The following is a 2,663-nucleotide window of genomic DNA, read 5'->3' as shown; positions in this document are numbered from 1 at the left end:
CATGAATTTGGACACTATGTTTATCACAGATTAGGTGACCCTTCTTTTAAGAACTTTGATATTGAAGCATCCCAATATGGAGCAACTGCTTCTACTGAAAATTTTGCTGAATGGTATGCAGAGTATCGAATGAGAGGTAAAAAGGATATTCCAAATAATCTATTAGAGTTATTTAAAAAAATGGAAAGATGAGTTCACCCGACATTCAAAAACAAGTAGAAAACGCTGTAAGGCGTCTGAACACGCTCTACACCCGCACACTTCCCGTCAAGGTAGGAACAAAAGCTGTATCGCTGACGAAAAAACGCTTCTCTGAAAGCGCTTTCAACGGCAGGGCATGGCAGGAACCCTACCGACGCAAACTGAGCTTCAAAGGAGCGCAGGCCAGCTACAAGACGCTTCTTTCCGGAACCAACCATCTGCGTGATGCCACCTACTTCAAACCTGAACCAGGAAAGGTGTACATACGTAACCAGGTGGACTACGCACAGATTCACAACGACGGAGGAAGCATTAAGGTAACGGCCAAGATGAAGCGGTACTTCTGGTACCGTTACGCCGCAACCAAAGGCGCACGTCTGACAAAAAAGCGCGGCGGATTGAGAAAGACCAAAGGAAACGAAGCGCTGACACGCGAAGCTATGTTCTGGCGAAACATGGCCCTAAAACGTGAAGGCTCGCTTATACGTATGCCGCGCCGCCACTTCTTCGGACCCGACGCAAATATGTCGAAAGAAATTCGCAAGATAATCGAAAGAGAATTGCAACTATTTGTAAAGAATTATGGAACATATTTTAGAGAATCTCGTTAACTACATCGGAGAAAAGATGCCCGATATGAAGACCGTGGACGAAGACTACGGACAGTTGGAAATGATTGACGAAACCACCCGCGAAAGCTATCCGCTCACCTTTCCGGCTGTGCTGATAGACGCTGCGGAAACAAGCTGGAGCAATGTGTCAGGGTTGAGCCAGGAAGGCGTGTGCACGGTGCGCGTGCGGCTCATTATCGACTGCTACGACGACACGCACTACCGTAGCGGAACGGTGGAAAAGATTAAGGAAAGGGATGCCATACGGCGCAGACTGCATCTGCTGGTGCAGGGGCACGAAATAGAAGGAAGTACGCTTATCCGCACAAACAGCCGATTCTATACGGCAAACCATGGCATAAAGGTGTACGAGTCTACCTACACGGTGAAAGTAACGGAATACTTTACACGAGACGAACAGAAAGTGCCCGATGTGAAGATAAGCATTACCCCTGTGCTAAAACGATAGCTGAAGGCTCAGCTGAATGTGTTGTGCGGAAATCTTTTTCCGCACATGTTTTTTTGCCTCGCCAGACGGCTTGAACTGGTCGTTCTTCACCATCTCACGGATAATGGCCTGAATGCGGTATTCTGATAAGAAAAAAGCTTTCGACAAGGTTTTTACGACGTCGGAATAATTACGCAGAACCGGCTCCAGTTCAAAGTAACTGTGTGCTATCTGCCGGTTACGTTCTTCTATTAAATGACTGTTTCTTCCCATAATGCTACGGATTAAGAGTTGATGCAAGTTGGCTGCTGCATTTTTGTTTCTACAAAAATACGTAATTCGCTTTAAAATACCAAATTGTCAACTCTTTATGCCAGCGCGTGCCTACTTTTGCAATGTCATGACAAGTTAACTACATTATTCACACTTAAACACAAAAGATTATGGCAATTAACTACAGCGTAGCAAAGATGCTCAATCCGCAGGACAGAGAAAGCGGAGAGTACAAGTATTATGCCAAGGCACAGGCTTCCGGCTCAGTTGGTATCAACGAATTGTCGGAAGAGATAGCGTATGCCACTACACTGACCGACGGTGACGTGCTGAACGTAATCCGTGCACTGGTGAAGCGTATTAACCTGCACATCGCAGCCGGACAAATCGTGAAGCTGGAGAACCTGGGAAGCTTTCAGGCTCAGCTTCGCAGCACAGGAACCGCCACGGAAGACACCTTCAGCCCGTCGATGATTAAGAAGGTGACGCTACAGTTCCGACCGGGCATCGGACTGAAAGGTCAGCTTAACATCGCAAATCTGAGCTTCCACAAGGTGAAAAGCTTGCAGGAAGACAAAGAAGAACCGCTTCCTTAACTACTACGTAGTAAACCCATCATTACTACTTAGTAACTGATTAATTACCCCGTAGTAAACGCATTGTTACTACGGGGTAGTTTGTTTCTCTGATATTTTTATTATCTTTACATTCAAACACAATCTTTATGCACGCTATTTATCTTACTGACCTTGCACTGCGATACTTTCCCCGCTCTTCTGCCCGCAGTGCCGTTACACAGCTTCGTCGCTGGATTACTCTCAACAAAGATTTACAAAAAAGACTGGATGAACTTCACTACAAGAAAGGACAGCGCACGCTTACGCCGCTTCAGCACGAGGCGATATGTCATTACCTGGGCGAACCATAAATTAATTAATAATGAATAATTAAAAATGAAAATCCCCGGCATCCGGTTTCGGTGTCGGGGATTTTTGTGTATGCTCGGCATGAGTATTAGCTAATGGGTGCAAGTCCCCAATGAGCCCTAATAGCGGGAATCATACAGCCAATAGCAAGGGTGTCCATCGCGAGGTGGAATCTGAAAGAAGCTGGCGGCAAATATCTGGTCT

General features: G+C 46.1%; 6 protein-coding genes. 5 read left to right on the top strand and 1 reads right to left on the bottom strand.

The genetic code is table 11. The features are described from left to right. The 3 genes from ACMJ0U_RS11605 to ACMJ0U_RS11595 all read left to right on the top strand — a co-directional run. On the top strand, positions 1-192 hold a 192-nt coding region (locus ACMJ0U_RS11605), incomplete at its 5' end, for a hypothetical protein (RefSeq protein ID WP_417130068.1). Then, the gene (locus tag ACMJ0U_RS11600; protein WP_417130067.1) at positions 189-812 is read left to right on the top strand and encodes a phage virion morphogenesis protein; all 624 of its coding nucleotides are present in this window, start codon (positions 189-191) and stop codon (positions 810-812) included. The genes ACMJ0U_RS11605 and ACMJ0U_RS11600, both read left to right, overlap by 4 nt. Beyond that, a complete protein-coding gene (locus ACMJ0U_RS11595) occupies positions 784-1,281 on the top strand; it encodes a hypothetical protein (RefSeq protein WP_417130066.1) in 498 nt (165 codons plus the stop codon). Before ACMJ0U_RS11600 ends, ACMJ0U_RS11595 begins: the two co-directional genes overlap by 29 nt. On the opposite strand, the gene ACMJ0U_RS11590 is transcribed toward ACMJ0U_RS11595, so the two are convergent. Next, on the bottom strand, positions 1,270-1,533 hold the full coding sequence (locus ACMJ0U_RS11590; protein ID WP_417130065.1) for a hypothetical protein: 264 nt from the start codon (positions 1,531-1,533) through the stop codon (positions 1,270-1,272). The genes ACMJ0U_RS11595 and ACMJ0U_RS11590 overlap by 12 nt on opposite strands. 170 nt (positions 1,534-1,703) lie before the next feature. On the opposite strand from ACMJ0U_RS11590, the gene ACMJ0U_RS11585 reads away from it, so the two are divergent. Together ACMJ0U_RS11585 and ACMJ0U_RS11580 are read left to right on the top strand one after the other, a co-directional pair. Then, a complete protein-coding gene (locus ACMJ0U_RS11585) occupies positions 1,704-2,129 on the top strand; it encodes an HU family DNA-binding protein (protein WP_270530499.1) in 426 nt (141 codons plus the stop codon). 128 nt (positions 2,130-2,257) lie between these two features. Further along, positions 2,258-2,461 carry a DUF4248 domain-containing protein gene (locus ACMJ0U_RS11580; protein WP_304184599.1) on the top strand — a complete coding sequence of 68 codons (204 nt, stop codon included), beginning with the start codon at positions 2,258-2,260 and terminating at the stop codon, positions 2,459-2,461. The last annotated feature ends 202 nt before the right edge of the window (positions 2,462-2,663 follow it).

The organism is Phocaeicola sp., from assembly GCF_048170425.1.
In the GTDB taxonomy this organism is placed as follows: Bacteria; Bacteroidota; Bacteroidia; order Bacteroidales; family Bacteroidaceae; genus Phocaeicola.
This window is presented reverse-complemented; position numbering and strand designations above follow the sequence as displayed.

Excerpts from the sequence above, each read along its gene's own strand:
- ACMJ0U_RS11600 (WP_417130067.1), top strand. The coding sequence starts at position 189 with ATGAGTTCACCCGACATTCAAAAACAAGTAGAAAACGCTGTAAGGCGT.
- ACMJ0U_RS11595 (WP_417130066.1), top strand. The coding sequence starts at position 784 with ATGGAACATATTTTAGAGAATCTCGTTAACTACATCGGAGAAAAGATG.
- ACMJ0U_RS11590 (WP_417130065.1), bottom strand. The coding sequence starts at position 1,533 with ATGGGAAGAAACAGTCATTTAATAGAAGAACGTAACCGGCAGATAGCA.
- ACMJ0U_RS11585 (WP_270530499.1), top strand. The coding sequence starts at position 1,704 with ATGGCAATTAACTACAGCGTAGCAAAGATGCTCAATCCGCAGGACAGA.
- ACMJ0U_RS11580 (WP_304184599.1), top strand. The coding sequence starts at position 2,258 with ATGCACGCTATTTATCTTACTGACCTTGCACTGCGATACTTTCCCCGC.